This is a genomic window from Oceaniferula spumae (assembly GCF_042849255.1).
Lineage (GTDB): Bacteria > Verrucomicrobiota > Verrucomicrobiia > Verrucomicrobiales > Akkermansiaceae > Oceaniferula > Oceaniferula spumae.
Window position 1 is genome coordinate 755,480 of record NZ_AP026866.1, and the last position, 19,205, is coordinate 774,684.

Annotated in this window: 16 protein-coding genes; 7 read left to right on the forward strand and 9 right to left on the reverse strand. The window is 52.0% G+C overall.

Translation table 11 applies throughout. The annotated features are described in order from the left end of the window. Positions 1-74 precede the first annotated feature (74 nt). Both ACSPJT_RS03255 and ACSPJT_RS03260 read left to right on the forward strand, forming a co-directional pair. Positions 75-296, forward strand: coding sequence for a Sec-independent protein translocase subunit TatA/TatB (locus ACSPJT_RS03255; RefSeq protein WP_435894938.1), 222 nt, complete (start codon positions 75-77; stop codon positions 294-296). 8 nt (positions 297-304) lie between these two features. After that, positions 305-1,348 (forward strand): endonuclease/exonuclease/phosphatase family protein, encoded by a 1,044-nt coding sequence (locus tag ACSPJT_RS03260; protein WP_435894939.1) that lies wholly within the window; start codon positions 305-307, stop codon positions 1,346-1,348. Positions 1,349-1,356: 8 nt separating this feature from the next. Here the strand turns inward: ACSPJT_RS03260 and ACSPJT_RS03265 are convergent, their stop codons facing one another. Beyond that, positions 1,357-2,364 carry an alpha/beta hydrolase gene (locus ACSPJT_RS03265; RefSeq protein WP_435894940.1) on the reverse strand — a complete coding sequence of 336 codons (1,008 nt, stop codon included), beginning with the start codon at positions 2,362-2,364 and terminating at the stop codon, positions 1,357-1,359. 184 nt (positions 2,365-2,548) lie between these two features. After that, entirely contained in the window at positions 2,549-6,334 is a 3,786-nt protein-coding gene (gene smc, locus ACSPJT_RS03270) for a chromosome segregation protein SMC (protein ID WP_435894941.1), read from the reverse strand. Between the two features lie 307 nt (positions 6,335-6,641). Here smc and lipB point away from each other — a divergent pair, with 307 nt between their 5' ends. After that, positions 6,642-7,286, forward strand: a complete 645-nt coding sequence (gene lipB / locus ACSPJT_RS03275; protein WP_435894942.1) for a lipoyl(octanoyl) transferase LipB — start codon at positions 6,642-6,644, stop codon at positions 7,284-7,286. A 5-nt stretch (positions 7,287-7,291) separates the two neighbouring features. Here the strand turns inward: lipB and ACSPJT_RS03280 are convergent, their stop codons facing one another. Continuing rightward, a complete protein-coding gene (locus ACSPJT_RS03280) occupies positions 7,292-8,479 on the reverse strand; it encodes an AI-2E family transporter (protein WP_435894943.1) in 1,188 nt (395 codons plus the stop codon). A 134-nt stretch (positions 8,480-8,613) separates the two neighbouring features. On the opposite strand from ACSPJT_RS03280, the gene ACSPJT_RS03285 reads away from it, so the two are divergent. From ACSPJT_RS03285 to ACSPJT_RS03300, 4 genes are all read left to right on the forward strand, one after another. Then, positions 8,614-9,288, forward strand: coding sequence for a TIGR04283 family arsenosugar biosynthesis glycosyltransferase (locus ACSPJT_RS03285; protein WP_435894944.1), 675 nt, complete (start codon positions 8,614-8,616; stop codon positions 9,286-9,288). Between the two features lie 70 nt (positions 9,289-9,358). Then, positions 9,359-9,859, forward strand: a complete 501-nt coding sequence (locus ACSPJT_RS03290; RefSeq protein WP_435894945.1) for a phage regulatory CII family protein — start codon at positions 9,359-9,361, stop codon at positions 9,857-9,859. A 25-nt stretch (positions 9,860-9,884) separates the two neighbouring features. After that, positions 9,885-10,922: a quinone-dependent dihydroorotate dehydrogenase gene (locus tag ACSPJT_RS03295; protein WP_435894946.1), complete on the forward strand. Its 1,038-nt coding sequence runs from the start codon at positions 9,885-9,887 to the stop codon at positions 10,920-10,922. 314 nt (positions 10,923-11,236) lie between these two features. Beyond that, the gene (locus ACSPJT_RS03300; protein ID WP_435894947.1) at positions 11,237-11,887 is read left to right on the forward strand and encodes a PEP-CTERM sorting domain-containing protein; all 651 of its coding nucleotides are present in this window, start codon (positions 11,237-11,239) and stop codon (positions 11,885-11,887) included. A gap of 97 nt (positions 11,888-11,984) precedes the next feature. Here the strand turns inward: ACSPJT_RS03300 and ACSPJT_RS03305 are convergent, their stop codons facing one another. The 6 genes from ACSPJT_RS03305 to ACSPJT_RS03330 all read right to left on the reverse strand — a co-directional run bounded on the left by ACSPJT_RS03305 (position 11,985) and on the right by ACSPJT_RS03330 (position 19,195). Then, entirely contained in the window at positions 11,985-13,151 is a 1,167-nt protein-coding gene (locus ACSPJT_RS03305; RefSeq protein WP_435894948.1) for a serine hydrolase domain-containing protein, read from the reverse strand. A 36-nt stretch (positions 13,152-13,187) separates the two neighbouring features. Next, a complete protein-coding gene (locus ACSPJT_RS03310) occupies positions 13,188-13,370 on the reverse strand; it encodes a hypothetical protein (RefSeq protein WP_435894949.1) in 183 nt (60 codons plus the stop codon). A gap of 219 nt (positions 13,371-13,589) precedes the next feature. Further along, positions 13,590-14,651 carry a transporter gene (locus ACSPJT_RS03315; RefSeq protein WP_435894950.1) on the reverse strand — a complete coding sequence of 354 codons (1,062 nt, stop codon included), beginning with the start codon at positions 14,649-14,651 and terminating at the stop codon, positions 13,590-13,592. Positions 14,652-14,791: 140 nt separating this feature from the next. Further along, a complete protein-coding gene (locus tag ACSPJT_RS03320) occupies positions 14,792-15,193 on the reverse strand; it encodes a hypothetical protein (RefSeq protein ID WP_435894951.1) in 402 nt (133 codons plus the stop codon). Between the two features lie 141 nt (positions 15,194-15,334). Next, a complete protein-coding gene (locus ACSPJT_RS03325) occupies positions 15,335-17,179 on the reverse strand; it encodes an acyl-CoA dehydrogenase family protein (protein WP_435894952.1) in 1,845 nt (614 codons plus the stop codon). Positions 17,180-17,209: 30 nt separating this feature from the next. Further along, positions 17,210-19,195 (reverse strand): 3-hydroxyacyl-CoA dehydrogenase NAD-binding domain-containing protein, encoded by a 1,986-nt coding sequence (locus ACSPJT_RS03330; protein WP_435894953.1) that lies wholly within the window; start codon positions 19,193-19,195, stop codon positions 17,210-17,212. Between the last annotated feature and the right edge of the window lie 10 nt (positions 19,196-19,205).

Below are 19,205 nucleotides of genomic sequence, written 5' to 3' on the forward strand. Positions count from 1 at the left end.
ATCAAGCGGGCATTACCGTAAAGCCAGCCCCTGCTGTGGGGAATCTAATCAATCACAACCAACTCTATCTAAACATGGGACCTCTCGGATATCCAGAAATGGTGGTCATTTTCCTGATCATCCTCCTCCTTTTCGGAGCTAAAAAGCTTCCTCAGCTCGCTCGCGGACTGGGAAAAAGTATGGGCGAATTTAAAAAAGCCAAAGAAGAATTTGAGCATGAAATCACCCGTGGCGAAGACGAAGCCACGGCGAAACCCAAGGAGACCAAGCCTCACACTGAGGAAACACAAGGGTAAGTCCCCCAATGAGCCGTCATCCAATTTCAATCAAAAGTGCCTCGATCTTACTCGGGGCATTTTTCTGTCTGTTCGTCTCTGCCTGCGATGAGAAGAAATCAGTAACGACCACGACTGAGTGGGAAAATGAATCCAGAACAGCAGTAACCGAGCAATCTGTTGCGGCCTCAACGGCTAAAGCGGATACTAAGACCGCTACTAAAGCAAACGCCCCAGACACTGACATCTCAGGCGAAAGTGTCAGATTCCTGTCCTACAACCTTCGCAATTACCTCACCATGCGCCGGTACATCGATGGAAAATCGAGTGAGGAGGGAAAGCCCGAAGAAGAAATTGCCGCGCTGCTGAAAGTCATTGTCGAAGGCCAGCCCGATGTCTTGGGCGTGTGTGAAATCGGCAGCAAGGAGGACTTGGCCGGTTTCCAGAAACGACTTGCCGCCGAAGGTATCGATCTCCCCAATCTGCATCATGTGCAAGGCGCAGACACGGTGCGCTCCCTAGCGATTCTCTCCAAGTATCCCCTCGTATCCACCGCAACCCCGAAGGAAGATAGCTATCAACTCTCCGGCAAACCCTTCCGTATCAGCCGTGGAATTCTGGACGCCACCGTTAAACTGCCTAGCAGGTCGGTCAGATTTCTTGGAGTTCATTTAAAATCCAAACGCCCAGTCAAGGACGCCGATGAAGAAATGATCCGCCGCAACGAAGCCTATCTGCTACGCAAACATATCGATGAAATTCTCACCGCTGACCCAAAAGCCAACCTCATGGTCTACGGCGATTTCAATGATACCAAACGGACTAAAACTGTCTACGCGGTGAAGGGTCGTAGCAATAGCTCCAAACGTCTGGAAATGCTCGAAGTCCCCGACTCACGCGGCGAACTTTGGACGCATCACTGGACACGCGAGGACATCTACTCACGCATCGATTTCTGCATGGTCAGCCTGGCTCTCTCCCCACACATTGAGCGCGAGGAATGCAAGCTGCTAGACCCAAGCTACTGGGACGTCGGCAGCGACCACCGTGCTTTATTGGTGCTGATCAAGTAGCACAGCAACTATTTCTGAGCAAGAGCCTTGTCCAGCCAAGCGAGCATCTTCTTGCGGTATTCGCCGTGGTTGCAGCCTAGTGCATCGGTGTGTCTGCCGTTTTTGACGCGGAAAAATGTCTTGGGATGTTTGGCTTTGGCGAAGAGTTTTTCTCCTTGGGAAATCGGCACCATGGTGTCCTTTTCACCGTGAACGATGAGCAGCGGCACCGGAGTAAGCTTCTCGACGTAGTCAATCGCTGAGAACTCATCCGTGGTTAGATTCGCACCCAGTTCACCGGCTTTCTCACGTGCCATGTCGCGGTAGGAAGCAAATCCTCCGTCGACGATAACCGCGCGCAGTCCCTTGATCGGTTTCATGCCAATGGCGGTGACTGATTTCGCACCACCAAGGCTATGAGAGAATGACACCAGCTTGTCAGGATTCACGTCCTTGCGCGTCACGATGTAATCAAACGCCGCTTGCACATCCTCAATGACGCCCTTGCGGGTGATTGAACCCTTGGATCTACCGAAGGCTCTGTAATCGTAAAGCAGAACATTGTAATTCGCGCGAACAAGCCAATCGACAAATCCCAAATGGTGGGCCACTGAGCCGGCATTCCCGTGTGAGAAAACCACCGTTGCCTTGGCCTTTTTGGCACCTACTTTCGCCGGCATGAACCAGCCGTGGAGTTCAGTCCCGTCCGCCGACTTGAAAGTTACGTCCTCAAATTTGTATCCGTATTTCTCAGGCGTGTATGGTTGGTCTCTGGAGGGAAAATAAAACAAACGGTCTCCCCCGTTTTTACCCAGAACCATCTGGGCAAGCTTGGACAGATTACCGTCCTTATCATCAAGAATACTGGCTACACCGCTTTTAGCATCTTTGTTCTCGGCAGGTGCATCAGCTTGGGGGGGCGCGGCACCCGCCTCTGCCATCGTCCGAGTGGTGGCGAGAGTCAGAGAAAAAGTCGAAACGCATACAGCGAGAGACAAGCTATGCTTAGGAAAGGAGCGAAAGAGGGAATTCATCATCAAGTTGTCGTTTTCCAAAGCATGCCCCTTGTTGAGGAATTCGCAACCACGAACTTTTTGCTAATTTCTTTCATATTATTCTCAAAAAGTTTTCATCCCTGAAAACAAAGGCCGCCATCCCAAGTCGGGAATGGCGGCTTTGATCGGCCAAGGTAGTTGGCTGGAATGATTTTGGTTGCTTGCGTCAGGCGTCCAACTCGAGAGCAGCTTTCTGCGCTGCGGTTTTGGCCTCGCCTTTGTTGGCGGAGTCGGAATCGGTAAGGCGCATGCCTACAGGCTTGGAAACCCCGAAGTCCTCCATGGTAACACCGTAAATGACGTCGGCTCGAGCCATGGTCCGTTTACTGTGGGTAACGATGATGAACTGTGAGTTGTCGATGAATTTGTCCAGCACCTTGAGGAAACGGTTGATGTTTGCTTCGTCGAGTGGTGCGTCCAGTTCGTCCAGCACACAGAATGGGCTCGGTTTGATTTGGTAGATCGAGAACAACAAGGCCACAGCAGTCATCGAGCGCTCTCCACCAGAGAGCAGGCTGATGGACTGGAGCTTTTTACCAGGAGGCTTGGCGATGATGTCGATACCACATTCGAGCGGGTCATCCTCATCCACCAACACAAGGTTGGCGGTGGCTTTGTCGCCAAACAGCACCTTGAACATACCTTTGAAGTTCTCCGCGACCTGGGTGAAGGTTTCAGTGAAGCGTTTCTTGGTCTCGATGTTGATACGATCGATCACCTCGATGAGTTCGGTCTTGGAATTGACCAAATCGTCGTGCTGGTTACGCAGGTTGTTGTGCAGGTCTTCGAGTTCATCGTATTCCTCAATCGCATCAACATTGACCGGTCCCATCGAGTCGACCTTGCGTTTCAGATCCGTGACGATGGCTTCGACCAGCGACCAGTCCGGGCCGGAGTCACCAGGAAGGTTCTGCATATCCGCTTCATCGGAATCAGCAGTGGACGTGACAGTATTTTCATCCTCGTCCGGTTCGTTGTTCATGCGGCGCTGAGCTTGGCGTTCGTGCTGCTTGGCTCGTTCTTGCAGACAGGAAAGCAGAGCGTGTGAGTCAGGACGGAAATGTTTCAGTTCCAGCTGATGACGCTCCATCACCATTTCATTGAGGTTTTCCAGACGTAGACCGATCTTGGTGGCGGCGACTTCCTCGCGTCCTTTTTGTTCGGTGATCTTGGAACACTCGCGGCGTAGCGCGGAGAGTTCTTTCTCACTGCTTTCGATGGCCTTGTGCAGATCACCCCGGCTGGCTGAAGTCTCTTCTAACAATTGTTCAAGATCTCTGGCCTCGGCACGGTGAGTCTCGATGGTTTCGCTGAGTTCTGCGTTTTCTGCAACGGCAGCTTGCATGCGCTCATTAAAGGTCGCGATTTCCTCGTCTCGGCGGGTGCTGATCTGGCGGAGTTCGTCAAGACGGGCTGCCATCGGAGAACGCTGCTGCTCGGCAGCTTCCAGCGCCTGACGTTCGACAGCAAGGCTGGTGCGGAATTCCTGAAGCTGAGCGACGGCCTCGTTTTCACGGCGGCTAGCTTCCTCGAGTTCTCCGGCGAGTTTAACTTGATCAGCTTCTAACTGCTCCTGACGGGCTCGTGCTGAAGCAAGGTCGCTTTCCAAGGCTTCTCTGCCGGTGAACGCATTGTCTTCACGCTCGCGGATGTCATTACGCTCCCACTCTACGCTGGCAATTTTACTTTCCAACGATTCCACTTCGCGATTCGCGAGGGTGAGCTGGCCTTGCAGCGTGGACTCTTCAACGCGGGCTTTCTGGAGGCGATCGCGGGCAGCCTCAGAAGCTTCGCGCTGTTCGGTGACCTGAAGCTCAAGTTCAGCGAGGTGAGCGCGTGCTTCCTCATCAGCTGTTTCCAGTTCGGCGACTTCAATTTCCAGAGCACGAACTTCATTTTGACGTTCTAACACCGAGTTTTGATCACCCGTGCTAACGCCACCTTTGACTGTTCCCTCAGGAGAGCAGACATCGCCGCGGAGGGTCACAAGGGTGACATCCGGCAGATCCTTGCGCATTTCCAAGGCGGTGGTGAGATCGCTGACAATGAGCACCTTGCCTAACAAGTTTTCTACCACCGATGCGACTTTTGAATCAGCTTTCACCCGGTCCATGGCCCAGGTCTCGGCACCGTCCGGCACCGTCATCATCTGACCAGATGAGGTTGGCGCCACGAAGTCGGCTGGAATGATAGCAGCCTCACCAAGTTTCTTTTCAGTGAGGCGATCGATGATGGCTTGGGCGTAGTTGGAATCAGTAACCAGCACTGACTGCAGGTTATTACCGAGAGCGGCTTCCACAGCGACGGTGTATTCAGGCTGAACTTCGATCAGACCGGCCAGCACACCTCGCACGCCATTGTTGAAAAATTCAGGTTCGTCGAGACCTTTAAGCACAGACTGGGTGCCTTTTTGGAAACCTTCTCCGCTGTCGACGAGTTGTTTAAGAACATCGAGACGAGAAGAAGTTTTTGCCAACTCCTTGTGAGCGGTCGATGCGCTTTCGCGAGCGGCATCCAAGTCGCCACGAGAATGCTGGAAAGTGCGTTCGGCGACCTCTTTATCTTCTTCCAAAGCGGCTAGCTTGTCGCGGCGGCCGTCGAGTTCGGATGAAATTTCTTCCTGCTCCATCACCGCCTGCTCGTGCTCAGCCTGAAGGCGCTCGTTTTCCTCGGTGAGTTTGCGAGAACGCTCGCGGCTGTTCTCCATCTGGGACAGTGCGCTTTCGATTTTTGCCTGGCTGGCTGCGATCACGGCCTGAGTGCTGTTCGCCTCATTGCGCAGACTGCGGAGGATTCCTTCTTTCTCCTCGCGTTCGGCGCGCTGGGTTGCGGCGCGAGACTCGTGCTCCGAGAGCATGGTTTGCTGAGACTCAATACGACCGGAGAGTTCGGTAAGCGTTTTTTCTGCCTCTTGGTAATCAAACTGTTGTTGTTCGAGTTTGCTCTGGGCTTCGAGAATGTCGCTTTGGTTCTGACTGACCCGTGCCTCGAGTTCGCTCTGGCGTTCTTTGTTAAAGGCAATACGGCTTTCGGCCGCGCTGGCAGAGTTGGTGTGATGGTTCAGTTGCTGACGGATCTCAGAGAGTTCAGACTCCAGACTCTGGGCGGCGTCACGGGCATTGACTACGGCTTCCTCTTTTTCAGGCAAGCCGACTTCCAGTTCTGTCTCACGCACTTCGAGTGAGTGGATGGATGTCTCCAGTTCGGAAAGCTCAGCGCTGTATTCAGTGAACTTGCGGTGACTGAGGTGAGTATCAAGAATTCTAACATCCTTCGCTAACTCCTGATAGCGACGGGCCTTGGCAACCTGACGTTTCAGTGAGTTCATCCGGCGCTCCTGCTCGGCGAGCACGTCGGATACACGCAGTAAGTTTGCCTCAGTGTATTCGAGTTTGCGCAGGGCTTCTTTCTTTTCCTTCTTAAACTTGGTGATGCCCGCAGCCTCCTCGAAAACGGTGCGGCGGTCTTCTGGCTTGGATGACAGAAGCATGTCAATTTTCCCCTGCTCCATGATCGAGTAAGAGGTACGGCCAATGCCAGTGTCCATGAATAGCTCATGAATATCACGCAAGCGGCAGAGAGTGTTGTTGATTCGATACTCCGACTTGCCATCGCGAAATACACGACGGGTGATAGCGACTTCGTTGTAGTCCACTTTCAGAGTCTCCTCACAGTCGGCCAAGGTCATGGTCACCTCAGCCATGCCGAGAGCAGCCCGTGCGCGGCTGGTGCCACTTTTATCCGTGCCGTTGAAAATGACGTCGGACATTTCCCCACCACGCAGTGCCTTCGCTGATGTCTCACCAAGTACCCAGCGGATGGCGTCTACGACGTTGGATTTACCACAGCCGTTAGGACCAACAATACCAGTGACACCTTTCGGGTGAAATTCAAACTTGGTCTTGTCCGCGAAGGATTTGAAGCCGTGGAGATCGAGTGATTTGAGATACATGGTTTTAGAGTGAACGGGGTTAGTCGTGAGTAAGGGTACTCCGGAGAAAAGCGGCTCCGGCGAGTTCTTGCCAATATAGTAGTGATCTGGGGCTCTCCAAGTGAATTTGACCAACAATTGCTTATATGGTGTATTTTCTTAGAAATGCGGCCACATATTGTGCCGATCGGTAGTTAAGTGATCCGAAACAATTAGCGGGTGACGATCGGTAGGGTCGATTAAATGGGCATTTGGAGCGATCGTGAATCGTGCGATTTCGTACCGATTGCCACTTGTTTCCCATCCAGTCAGGCACTAGCACTACGCCATGCAGTTACAGCATCGCTGGATCGGACAAGGTGTGGATTTCCAACAAGGATTGGAAATGCAGCAATCGATCGTGCAGGACATATTGGATGGCAAAGCTGATGATCAAATCCTCTCGCTCGAACATGCACCAGTCTACACCATCGGTCGTACCCGCGATCAGAGTTCCTTAGGCACAAACACCAAGATGCTCCCCCACCCTGTGGTAGAAATCAATCGTGGCGGTCAGGCCACTTATCACGGACCTGGGCAACTAACAGGCTACCCTATCCTAAATCTGCAACCACTCGGTAGAGACCTGCACGCCTACATCCGGGCGATTGAAGAAGCTCTGATCAGGACTTGTCTGGAGTATGACGTCACCGCCGGCCGACGTGACGGACTTACCGGAGTCTGGGTGGAGAACCGTAAGTTGGCGTCCATCGGTGTGGGTGTTAGAAAATGGATCAGCATGCACGGATTCGCGATTAACATCACCAAGGAATCTCTGACTGGCTTTCTCTCGATCACTCCCTGCGGTATCGACGGTGTCTCAATGACCAGTCTGGAAAGTGAATGTGGGCGGCATGTTTCCGTCGAAGAATTTGCATCTGCCAATGCACGACATCTCACCAACACCCTCTCAGCGCTATCTCAGAAAACTTAGTGTCTTTACAGCCCCTCGGGACTGATCACGACGGGTTTGGTAACATCGGAAGTGTCCTGGGGATGCTCGTTTTCTTGTGAAGACTTCGCATCCGAGGGTTTCTTCGCCTTAGCGGATTCCTTGATGATCCGACGTTCCTGCTCGTGATTGACTGTTTTGCCCTGGCTGATGGCGACACCAAGCCAGCGGAGTTCGTAGCTATTATCCATGGCTACCTTCACCATCATGGTTAACGGCACCGCAAGCAGCATTCCCACAGGCCCCCAAACAAAGCCCCAGAAGAGAACCGAAATAACAATCACCACGGTGGAGAGACCGAAGCGTCGACCTAACAACGCGGGCTCCATGAAGTTCCCAAGGAAACCATTGATCACCAAGTAACCACAGGCCACCGCAATGGCGTGTCTAACATCGTGCATGAGAAGAGCCAGAATCACCGGCGGGATACCCGCAATGATTGAGCCGACCGCTGGCACATAGTTCAACCCAAAGGCTAGAATTCCCCACAACAAAGGAAAGTCGATTCCCGCAGCCCAGCACAACAAACCCGCCAGTCCGCCAGTGGCAATGCTGATCATGGTTTTGATACCGAGATACTTTTGGATGTCACGAGTGGCACTGAGCATACGCTGAAGGTTGGGTCCTTTTGCCTCAACGATTGCCTCGAATCGGCGACTGAACAAACGCGCCTCACTCAGCATAAAGACCAGCAAGATGAGAACGATGAATGATATCTTAAGGGTATCAATCACACGACCAAGTAGGGATGCCACATTCTCCGTGAAGAAATCTCGGATTTTCTCAACAGTCAGAAATTTTTTGATGTCCTCTTGAGCCCCCTCGATTTGCCACTCCTCGAGCTGGGCTCCGGTATTCAATGCCACCTCATACATTTTATTTCCGTAGAGCTCGAGTTTACCACCTTCGGCCAAGTCATTGATGAGCAAAGCCCCCACCACCATAATGCCAGAGAGGAAAGCGAACACAACCATCACGGTGATGAACACAGCCAGAAAACGAGGCACCTTGTGTTCACGAAGCCAGTTGGTGATCGGGAAACTCACCGCGGCGATGAAAAAGGCGAGGAAGACCGGGATGAAAAACGTCTGTGCCAATTTCAAACCAGCCACTACCAATACCGCCGAGGCTAGTAGCAGTAATACTTTGTAGGCTTCTACGGGTTTGGGTGTCACAGTGGAGTTCGTTACGGGATGAAGGAAAATTGTTTGTGTTGACCTAGGTCGAGAACAACGCCTTGCTAGGCGCACAGCAGCATACTCTTCCTGAGACGTGCAGGCAATGGAATCATTCGATTATTATTAAAAAAATGCCCTCACCTTCAACATTTCCAAAACTGAGTATTATTATACCAGTTCTTAATGAAGGCGTTGTGCTGCGTTCATGCCTGGAGAAGCTCCCCCTAACAGCTGATCCCTCATCAGAAATAGAGGTGATCATCAGCGATGGAGGAAGCCAAGATGACACCGTGGAAATCGCCAGAGATTTCCCTGTGACCATTATCTATTCGCCAGCTGGCCGAGCCGAACAGATGAACGCCGGTGCCAATGCGGCCAGAGGAAAGACACTGCTATTTCTACACGCAGACACCATCCTCCCCGCCTCCGGATGTGAGAGTGTCATCGCGAGTATCGAGTCCGGTTTTTCCATGGGCTGCTTCGACCGAAAATTCTCCGGTACCAGCAGTATCCTGAAAAAAACAAGCGTCTGGGCCGGGTGGCGAGTGCGGAAAGCTTTCTGGGCCTACGGAGATCAGGCCATGTTTATCCGGCACGATGTTTTTGTGCACGTTGGCGGTTTTAAACCTCTCCCCCGATTCGAAGACCTCGATCTCGCGATCCGCGCCAAGCGACACGGAACATGGACTGTTTTGCCAGGCCCTGTAATCAGTGACGGCCGACGTTTCAAAAATGGCACCCTACGGCGCGTGATTGGAGATTTTTTACTCACCGTCGGCTGGCTGACTGGAATTGTCAGGAAATGAGCCTTTTAGATCCGAAGCTTGATGCAGCTGGGGCTTGCCAGTTTCACGAAAGCCCCCTAGCGTACTCGATATGAAATCCCACGAGGTTCTCAAAAAAGCTTTTGATAAAAGTAGCCCAAAGGCGATCGCCGCAGAACTCGGTGTCTCACTGTCACTGGTTTACAAATGGGCACAAGAGCAGTCGGAGGTCGGATCCGGCAGCCGGAATCCTCTGGACCGGGTGCTTGAAATCCACAATCACACCCAAGACCACGGTCTGGTCGAGTGGCTCTGCGAGCAAAGTGGTGGCTACTTCGTGCGAAATCCAGAAAGTCACTGTGAGCAAGGATACGAGGTCCTCCCCGCTACGAATGAAATCGTCGGTCAGTTCTCAGGTCTCCTTACCCGAATTTCCCAAGCGGCATTGGATAACTCCATCACATCCGACGAAGCCGCCGAGATCCGCCAGTGCTGGGACAAGCTGAAAAGCTTTGCCGAAGGGTTCGTCCGCTGCTGTGAGGAAGGTGACTTCGAGCTTATGAAGGAAGAGGAAGAAGAAACAGATAGCAAACCTCGCTCCACACTCTACTAATTTCCCACCCGCTTTCGAATCTCAGATGTCTCCCAGTCAGTACCGCTTCGCCCGCAATCTTCTCTTCCGTCTCGATGCCGAAAAGGCACACCACGTTTCACTCGACAGCCTTAGATGGCTGGAAAAACTTCATCTGTTAGGAACTCTCAGCGGTAAAGCTCCCCAAGCCCGACCCGTCGAATGCATGGGCATCACTTTTCCTAACTGCGTGGGACTCGCTGCCGGCTTGGACAAGGAGGGCAACTGTATCGATGCTCTCGGTCGACTAGGATTCGGCTCGGTGGAAATAGGAACGATCACTCCGAAACCCCAAGAAGGAAATCCTCAGCCCCGCCTGTTCCGTATCGTCAACAAAGAGGCGATCATTAATCGCATGGGTTTCAATAACCCGGGTATCGACACCGGAGTGGCCAACGTAGCGGCTTCCCACAGCTTTCGCAAACAAGGCGGCGTGGTTGGTTTCAACATTGGTAAAAACAAGGTGACCCCTAACGAAAATGCCGTGGACGACTACCTCGCCTGTCTTCGTGGCGCATGGGACGTGGCCGACTACATCACAGTCAACCTATCCTCTCCTAACACCCCTGGTCTTCGCGACCTTCAAGCAGCTGATGAGACAGCTAAATTGTTAGGAACCCTCAAACAAGAACAAGAAAAACTTGCCCTTTCCAGTGGGCGGAGAGTTCCCATCGCATTGAAAGTCGCACCCGATCTTGAGCCTCAACACATCGCGGATCTGGCTAAGGTCTTTCTCGACGGTGGACTCGATGGACTGATTGCCACCAACACCACCATCAGTCGGGCTGAAGTGGCTGGTTGTGATTACGAATCCCAAGCTGGCGGGCTATCAGGCGCGCCTCTGACACCGCGTGCGACCGATGTGATAGCAGACTTCTACAGTCACTTGGGCGACAAAGTCCCGATCATCGGTGTAGGTGGCATCATGACCGCCGAAGACGCACAGGCGAAACTGAAAGCGGGCGCCAAACTGGTGCAACTATACACCGGTTTCATCTATCACGGCCCTCCGCTTGTTAGGGCGATCTTGAAGAAGATTGGGTAAGGCATCGCTATTCATTCACTAAAATGGAAAATGGAGCCTCCTAGTTATTGTCTAGTGTGTGATTCTCCATACCTATTGCCCCATAAATAGAGCACACCGAAGCGAAAACATGCCGAGTTGAAAACACAAGAAGCGGATACAGTATGTTTACCAAGTGTGATCCATGTTAAACATCCCAGTAGAACGTGACCGCATAATCCTATTATATTTATATAATAAACACAGCCTACTCATAATTGATCTTGCCTTGCTCTGGGCTCACAAATTAAATTCTATTTAGTAGATCACGCTATGAACACTCGGTTTAAAATATCATGAAACATCAATTAAGAAAACAATGCGCTATCGCTTCTGTCAGTGTCATTGTGGGACTTGCAGCCATGGCCAATGGGGCAACGATTGTAAATGGCGGTTTGAATTTATTGAATCCAGATGCGGGAACTACCGTATCAGTATTGGGAGGTAATAGCTATAATGGTTGGACGAACGATGGAGGTGTCGATATCGAGTTTGTCGGTATTCAATCGGGGATTAGCCCAAGCGACGAAGGAAATGGTTTCATCGATTTGAATGGAGTTTCAGGAGCTGGGCGGCTATCTCAGACGATTGCTACGTCGATTGGGCAGCAATACCGAATTGATTTTGCTCTGAGTGGAAATGCAGGCAGTGGAAACAGACTGGGAGATAAACCAATGTCTTTTCTTTGGAATAATTCAGTTGTAGATAGCTTTGTCCACACCCATTTGCCCTCAGACACGAATGCCAATATTCGCTGGGAAAACCAGTCCGTGTTTGTGACTGGAACAGGTTCAGACACACTGACTTTTCAAAGCACTGGTGGAACATCTGATGCTGGTGCATTCATTGACGATGTCGTCATCACTTTAGTTCCTGAGCCCTCTTCCTCATTGCTTATAGGCATTAGTGCTCTGAGTTTGATTTTGCGCCGTCGTAGAACCAAATGAAAAGAACATAACGCTACATCCCCATAACATTCAGCGATGTATTAGCATTCTGACGGAACTCCTGCCTGACGGTTTCTGGCAGATTCTTCTCTCAAGCTCATTTCGTCAGAACCTTCCCTGCTGCTCTTGAGACTAGGCATTGCTGAATACGTTTTTCGAGTTCGATTCGGAACGGCTTGATATCTTTGCCTCTCGTTTGAGTCAACATGATGCCGATGATGTCGTGTTTGAAATCGATCCAGCAATTCGTACCTGAAGACCCAGAATGCCCGACGACAAGGACCTTACCGTTAGTGTCTTTTTTACGGATAAAGAGGCCACCTTGCGCGTTGGAACTCCGAGGGGCTTTAGTGAGCATTTTGGCCATAACTTCGGGTTTAAGAAACACCCCTCCTTCATGTTTACCATCGTTCCGTATCATCAGTAACCACTTTGCGAGATCCGGAGCCGTCGATATGATGGTGCCCCCAGATGAACTATAATCACCCTGTTTGGGCATGTAACGTTTCCGAGAAACCTGAAGCGTTTTATCTTTGCCTAGGTAATAGCGAGTGGGCATTTGACCGATGGATTTAACACTTTCGGCATCACGATAAAACGTCTGAGTCATGCCGAGCGGTTTCGCAACCTCAGCCACGAAAAGCGCGTTGCGTGACTGCCTGGAAGTCACCTCTAGAACGCGAGCAGCCACGTCTGTGCCGATGCCACTGTATGCGTAACGTGTGCCAGGCGGGGCATAGAAGGGAAATTCGAGGGCGTAGTGATACACGACCGCAGGCAGCTTTTTTCCCTTGGTAAAGTCCGAGAACCAAGGGCGACCACCAGGTGCTTCAGCTGGCCTGAGCCCCGAGGTATGAGAAAGCAGCTCGATCATACTTGGTGATCGTTGAAGCTTGGCTCCAGACACGAGCTTCGCATTCTCAAATTCTGGCAGATACGTTGAAACTGGTTCGGATAGGTCCAACTTACCTTTTTGGGTGAGTCGGAATGCCGCCGTCCCAAGCAGAGGTTTACTGATCGAGGCGACCACCACAGGTGTATTGACTTGGAAGGCGGTTTTGGACTTTCGGTCAGCAAAACCGAAACCTTCCGCGAAGACCACCTTGCCGCCATGCAGCACCAGCACAGATCCACCCGCCACTTTTCCTTCAGCGACAACTCGCTTTAGCAATCCACGAACAGGCGTAAAATCGGGTTCAGCAGCCGAGGCCGAAAAGCTAGCAAGCCAGCCGACCAAAACAGCCACGTTGATCATCATTTTCATATTATTGCGTGGCTGGCGTGGATCATTGTCAGGAGTTTAAAATCTGGAACTCACCCCCACTGACATCTCGCCACTGAATCGAGTGTCTTTTTTACGGTTGCCCCCCCGCTCTTCCCAACCATGCAAGGCACGGCGTTCGATACCTTGTGAATCTGACGAGTAATATCGTGGGTTTGAAATATCACTCGCGATCGTGGCTCCATCATTCGGATCGTGCATATGCCAATCGTTTGGATTCTGAGCACATGAGGCAAAGCCCAATACGGTAAGCAAAGATAGGAGAAAGGAAGCACACTTCATAACGAGCTAAATATCCCTGCGATGCGGGTATGGCGCAAGGGTGAATCTTGTGGTGACGCTGAGAGGTTACAACCCTCCCAAAAAAAAGCGGCCCCTCCCGAACAACGAGAAGAGCCGTCTGAAACTAGTAGCAATCTGCTAGAATGCCTTCTGCCAGCCAAGTGTGAAGGTGTAGTCACGGTCCATGCCGACACCATTCGCATCTTGGTAGACGGGAACCAACACCTCAGCAGCAAGACGGTGACCTTTCAGGAATCCTTGCTGAAACTGCAAGTTCACTCCGAGTCCGGCCTCGATCACATGGCCGCCGTAGTTCTCTTGGAAATGAGGCGGAGCGCTGTGGTTATGGCCACCATCGTAGTGACCATCGATGGCGTCTTGATAGATATAGTTTAGTCTGGCCGAAATGGAAACCGATTGAGTCAGCTGACGAGCCAACCAAGTGGTTACGTTTGCAGAGTCACCATAAGCAAAACCACTATCGTTGGTTTCCTCTAGCGCTACTCGACCAGTTGCCTGGGCACCCCATGACCAATGGTCAGATTGACCAAGGTAAGTCAGTCCGAAAACAGCATCCCAAGTGCCGCTTCCCAGTTGCATGCCATAGGGCTGATAGACTCCCGCGTCTTTTTCATCCACCTTAGCAGTTGGCAGTACCACTCCGAGGTTAAGATGGATGCGGTGGTTAGCCTGCTCATAAACTTTCAGCAGTGCCCCCACAGAAACATCACCGATGCCCTCACTGGAGTGACTATGTGATCCGCCCATGTGCATCATGTGGCCACCCATCGCATGCGGGTTCATTTCCATGGTCATGTCCTTACGCACATAGTTGGCCATCGCCATCAGCGTGAGACGATCGGACGGAGCATACATCAGCCCGAACATGTGCATTTCCATGTCCATGTCAGTAGCTGCAGAGCCAAAGCCACGATTGAAAACATCCTGAGTAGAAAGGCTGTCGGTGCCAGCGCGGTGACCATCCATGTGCATGAACATGTAGCGGTAGGACAGCATCCACTCGCCAGCGTCATGGGTGTGGTCGGCCATCACTCCAATGGGCGCGTGGGCGTCTACACGGTGGGTATCGAATCCTCCGCTGGACGGAGCTGCTGACATTGGGATTTCTCCTGCAGTGAGCAGGCTGGAGTTCAGTCCAAAGGCTGTGCCGAGGACCATCAATTTGTTAATAGAATTCATTTAATAAGTTTTTTGTTAGTTACTTCTCCGTATCTGAGACTCGCGCACGGAGCACACGCGAATTGTCCAGCCACCTCCTTGGGTGACATCGGTCATCGTGTCTTTATGAGCGGCTAACAAGCTGCCGCGAAGCGATGGGACTAAACAAAAAACTCCGGGGGCGGAGTGGAAGGCGCGAGCGCAAGACGGTCGGGCACTATTTCATTTCCTGCCGACCGCCAAACTCGCGAATCGGAGGATGAAAAACTTCTGGCCTTAAACAAATCATGACCATGATGAACGGCGTAAACCTTGACCGTTTCAACGCGGTCTTTTCCAGGCGTATTTTCATGACTTGGTTCAGATTTCTGCTGCATCTCCTGAGCGGCGCGGCAGAATTCACAGGCTGGAGCTTCGGTCACGGCTTCGACTATTTTATCCATCCCGCCAGCCTTTAGGGCCATGTCATACCAGCCGTAGGTCTGAATCAACATCGGCACCAGCCCGCTTACGAGAATGGCCAGGAACAGGATAAAGCCGACACGAATACCTTCAGCCAACATGCGGCTGAGGCGACTCGTAGACCCTGTCAATAAGGCAGCCATTCCAGTTGCAGGGGGCAATAGTGTCTGAGCTAACCAAGGTCAACGTATTTCAGATTAATGTTTTGGCATTCACGATGTTGGCACGATTGGCCCCACCGATCACTCGTCGTGCTTCATCAGGCTCTGGGCTAGTTTGTAGCCTTCAGCGTCTGGGGCTTTGCCAGCTTCTTTGAACAGACCTGCGATGCGACGACGGCCTCGGCGGCAGATGTAGTCGGTGGTCTGCAAGGCGTTGTTTCCTAGAACATCCGTCGCTTTGCTATTCATCTCAGCCTGAGCACGAGAACAGGCGCAGGACATGGCGAAGAGTTCGGTGGCTATATCAACGTAGCGGCCTAACAAGAGCTGGAGTTTTTCTAACTTGGGTCCGTTGGTAACCATCGCCATAAACAGCGTCCGTGCGAGTTTAGCACTGAGGCGATTGATGGCGCCCATGTGCTTTTTCAGGGTTGGGTGCATATCGCTGGGGATGCCGGATCCGCGTGGCAAAAATCTGGCAGGATACCAGAAGGCATAGTGCATTCCGGCTTTGGCTCCGGCAGAAAGTCGTTTGCCCATAGGCAGACGGGTATCGATGGCGGCAGCGCCACGGCGCAGATGGGGGTCGAGCGCTTCGCGGGCGATGAACAGACGCATGATTTCACTAGAGCCTTCGAAGATGGTATTGATGCGGCAGTCGCGGAACATGCGCTCGACCGGATCAGGCGATTCTCCACGAGCGCGGAGCGAGTCGGCCGTTTCGTAACCACGACCACTGCGGATCTGCATCGTTTCATCAACAGTATGCCATCCGGCCTCTGTGCCCCAAAGTTTGGCCATCGCGGCCTCAATGCGGATGTCGGCTTTTTTATCGGCATCAACCAACGCAGAGACGTAGTAAACCATGGCCTCGGTGGCAAAGGCATCGGCGGCCATGTCCGCCAGTTTTCCGGCGATGGCTGCGTGTTTCCCGATTGGTGCTCCCCACTGTTCACGCTCGCGGCACCAACGCAGGCAGATATCGATGCACTCGCGCATCAAGCCACTGCAGGCAGCAGGCAATGTCAGGCGCCCTGTGTTCAAAGTTGTTAGAGCCACTTTTAGTCCCTTGCCTTCCTCGTGCACCACATCCTCTACAGGAATTCTAACATTGGTGAATTTCACCACTCCGTTATACAGTGCCTTGAGTCCCATAAAATGACAACGGCGCACGATCTCAACACCCTCGGCCTCGGTATCGACCAAGAAGGCGGTGGTAGAGTGTGGCTTAGCCTCCGTGGGAGTCTTCGCCATCACGATGATGTAGCGGGACTTCAGCAAGTTCGTGCACCAAAGTTTTTCCCCAGTGAGCAGGAAATGAGAACCATCTTCGCTCTTGGTCGCAGTAGTAACCATACGTGCGGGATCAGAGCCCACGCCTACCTCAGTGAGCGCGAAAGCAGAGACACCGCCGGCGGCGCAGTGCGGCAGGTATTTTTTCTTCTGCTGTTCTGTTCCAAAAACGATGAGAGGCTGAGGCACACCGATGGACTGATGCGCGGAAAGTAATGCGGTTAAGTTTCCGCACCAGGTTCCTAACAACATGGCTGCGCGTGAGTAATTCGTCTGGGACAATCCGAGACCACCATATTCTTTGGGAATTTTGATCCCGAAAGCACCCAATTCAGCGAGACCTTTGAATACTTCATCGGGGATCTCGCCTTCGCGATCGATGGCATCGGCATCGGTGTGGTTTTTCAAAAATTCATCGAGCTTGGCGACAAATTCATCCCCAGCCTGCTGATCCTCTTTGCTCTGCCTGGTGAATGGTGTGATCTTGCCGAAATCGGGCACGCCCATAAACAAACTGGAGGCAAAACCAGAGGCTGCGCGGGTATCACGTGACTCCTCAGCCATTTCCAAGGCAGCGCGCTGACCTTCGGACATCGTTGAGGTATCGATGGTTGATTTGTATTCTTCGCTCATGTTATTTGGGTGCTTGTTAGATTATTAAAATTACTCGGTGTAGAATTTACGATCGTTCAGATTGTTATCGTCGCTGTAACGCAACGGACCACCTCGGAAAGGAGCATAGCCAGTGCCCATGACCATGGCGAAATCGACATCCTCCGGAGCTCCGGCTACGCCTTCATCAAGACAAAGGATGGCTTCATCGGTCATCATGCCTGCTAGCTTCTCCGCGATATTGTCTGGCGATTCTGTGCCCTCGCGCATCGCTAACACCTCAGGGTTCGGCACTGGATCACCGCCGCCATTGTAGAGATAAAATCCTTTACCCGACTTCCGGCCCAAGAAACCCTTCTCAATCATTTTGGAGAGAATCTCAGGCACCTCCATACGGTCTGGGAATGCCGCCGCGAGAGTTTCGGCCACGTGAATACCAACATCGAGACCTACTTCATCAAGCAAGCGGATCGGCCCCATTGGCATACCAAAGTCCAGCATCGCATTATCGATCGCACGTGGGTCAGCGCCCTTCGAAAACATGTTTCCAGCCTCCACTAAATACGGCAGTAAAATACGGTTCACGAGGAATCCCGGACGATCTTTAACCACCACAGGAAGCTTGCCAATTTTTTGCACGAAGGCAACGGCCGTAGCGAGGGTCTCCGGTGACGTTGTTTCCGTCTCCACAACTTCCACCAATTTCATCCGATGCACAGGGTTGAAGAAATGCAGCCCGACGAGTCGTTCCGGATGTGTGATCACAGGTGCCAATTCATGGATCGGCAATGCTGATGTATTGGTTGCCAATATCGTATCAGGTCCAGTCCGTTCGCTGAGGTCGGCGAAAATTTTCTTTTTGATCCCTAGATCCTCAGACGCCGCTTCGATTACCATATCGCAGTTTTGCAATGGCACTCGTTGCGCTGAAGCATGGATGTTATCGTAGCCAATGGTGGCTTCGATTTTGGACATGACCCGTTTTTTAACCGATGTGACGTAGAGCTTTTCAATCCCTGCCAACCCCTTGGCAATAGCTTCATCGTTGATGTCCTGGAGTATTACCCTCTTGCCTCGGGTGCTCAACCAATAGGCGATGCCTGAGCCCATGACACCGGCCCCGATCGTCGCTACGGTGTCAATGGTTCCGGCTTCCGCATCGTTTGGCTTAAGCTTCTTGAAGCGTTCGTTGAGGAAAAATAGGCCGATCATGCGTTTGGTCTGCGGCAATGCGGCCAATTCCAGAAACGCCTCACGTTCGCGGCCAAGGCTCTCACTGTGTGAGCCACTAACAGACTCACAGGCTACATCAAGAGCCTTCAGTGCAGCGGGATACAAACCTCTCGTTTTCTCCATGACATTGGCTGTCGCTTTTTTCCGTATCACCGAGACGCTGAGAGGATTGTGCAGTAGGAAATGTGAGTCGTATTTGCGCTTACCTCGTTTCAGGAAAGTCTTGGCATATTCTTTCAAGTCTTCCGGAGGACAGACACCATCGGCCAGGCCTTTGTGTTTAGCGGCGCCGGCCTTGAGGAGTTTGCCGGCTAAAATAAGATCCAGTGCATTCGGCAAACCTATCATGTTAGGCAGTCGGGTAGATCCGCCCCACGCGGGTAGAATTCCCAGCTGAGTTTCTGGCAAACCTATGCGAGTAGCTGACGCGTCAGAGAGCACACGCCAATCACATGCCAGCGCCAACTCACAGCCCCCCCCAGCGCATGCTCCGTTGATTGCGGCCACGGTGGTGATTTTCAATGCTGCTACGCGATCAAAGACACGTTGTCCCAATTCCAACAGCTGAGCCAACTCATCCTTCGGTGCACTGAACAGAGTTTTAATATCAGCCCCTGCTATGAAAATGGATCGTTTAGCCGAATCAATAAGCAATCCACGCAGATCGCTAGCCTGCTCAATCGCGGCGATGTGGTCATCGAGTTCCAACAATACGTCGCGATCAAAAATATTAGCACCGCTGTTCTCACGATCGAAAGTGAGAATTGCGATATTGTCTTCTGTAGATCTTTTTATGTTAGACATGATGATGAAT

Bases quoted from the DNA above. Each gene is read 5' to 3' on its own strand.
- ACSPJT_RS03255 (WP_435894938.1), top strand. From the start codon at position 75: ATGGGACCTCTCGGATATCCAGAAATGGTGGTCATTTTCCTGATCATC.
- ACSPJT_RS03260 (WP_435894939.1), top strand. From the start codon at position 305: ATGAGCCGTCATCCAATTTCAATCAAAAGTGCCTCGATCTTACTCGGG.
- ACSPJT_RS03265 (WP_435894940.1), bottom strand. From the start codon at position 2,364: ATGATGAATTCCCTCTTTCGCTCCTTTCCTAAGCATAGCTTGTCTCTC.
- smc (WP_435894941.1), bottom strand. From the start codon at position 6,334: ATGTATCTCAAATCACTCGATCTCCACGGCTTCAAATCCTTCGCGGAC.
- lipB (WP_435894942.1), top strand. From the start codon at position 6,642: ATGCAGTTACAGCATCGCTGGATCGGACAAGGTGTGGATTTCCAACAA.
- ACSPJT_RS03285 (WP_435894944.1), top strand. From the start codon at position 8,614: ATGCCCTCACCTTCAACATTTCCAAAACTGAGTATTATTATACCAGTT.
- ACSPJT_RS03290 (WP_435894945.1), top strand. From the start codon at position 9,359: ATGAAATCCCACGAGGTTCTCAAAAAAGCTTTTGATAAAAGTAGCCCA.
- ACSPJT_RS03295 (WP_435894946.1), top strand. From the start codon at position 9,885: ATGTCTCCCAGTCAGTACCGCTTCGCCCGCAATCTTCTCTTCCGTCTC.
- ACSPJT_RS03300 (WP_435894947.1), top strand. From the start codon at position 11,237: ATGAAACATCAATTAAGAAAACAATGCGCTATCGCTTCTGTCAGTGTC.
- ACSPJT_RS03305 (WP_435894948.1), bottom strand. From the start codon at position 13,151: ATGAAAATGATGATCAACGTGGCTGTTTTGGTCGGCTGGCTTGCTAGC.
- ACSPJT_RS03310 (WP_435894949.1), bottom strand. From the start codon at position 13,370: ATGCACGATCCGAATGATGGAGCCACGATCGCGAGTGATATTTCAAAC.
- ACSPJT_RS03315 (WP_435894950.1), bottom strand. From the start codon at position 14,651: ATGAATTCTATTAACAAATTGATGGTCCTCGGCACAGCCTTTGGACTG.
- ACSPJT_RS03320 (WP_435894951.1), bottom strand. From the start codon at position 15,193: ATGTTGGCTGAAGGTATTCGTGTCGGCTTTATCCTGTTCCTGGCCATT.
- ACSPJT_RS03325 (WP_435894952.1), bottom strand. From the start codon at position 17,179: ATGAGCGAAGAATACAAATCAACCATCGATACCTCAACGATGTCCGAA.
- ACSPJT_RS03330 (WP_435894953.1), bottom strand. From the start codon at position 19,195: ATGTCTAACATAAAAAGATCTACAGAAGACAATATCGCAATTCTCACT.